The sequence below is a fragment of the Streptococcus sp. 10824 genome (genome assembly GCF_013276595.1).
Taxonomy (GTDB): Bacteria; Bacillota; Bacilli; order Lactobacillales; family Streptococcaceae; genus Streptococcus; species Streptococcus pseudopneumoniae.
The window spans coordinates 1-419 of the sequence record NZ_VMLH01000165.1; the positions used below are offsets into that span (position 1 = coordinate 1).

The following is a 419-nucleotide window of genomic DNA, read 5'->3' on the forward strand; positions in this document are numbered from 1 at the left end:
ATGGACATGTGGACCTACTCCCATTGGAGCCCAACAAGATCCCAGTTTACTGATTCTACCGAAACCAGCCTCATCTTGGTACATCAAGCGAACCTTACGAAAATGCCTACTGGTTTTAAAGCGCTTTCTTGTCTTCTTGAATTGAGATTTTATTTTTAGACGCGACAATGGTTTGAACGTCTGCTTTCTTGGGATGTTCTGGACGTGGCCTAATATTTCGCCAACCATGGCGCTTCAAGAGTTGATAAAAGACATCACATGTGTAGGAAGGACCTAACTCCTTTGTATAAGCCTGAAATAAGGCATCAATTGTAACAAATTCTCCTGCCTCTGCAGCCTTCAAATGACAGGCAAGAAAGGCTTTCTCGTCCTCAATTGTCATATATGCATGGTTACGACCACCACGTGTTTCTTGAAGG

General features: G+C 43.2%; 1 pseudogene. It reads right to left on the reverse strand.

What is annotated here, in order from left to right:
- Window positions 1-419: pseudogene (locus tag HT701_RS11070) on the reverse strand (winged helix-turn-helix domain-containing protein); the annotation flags it as partial.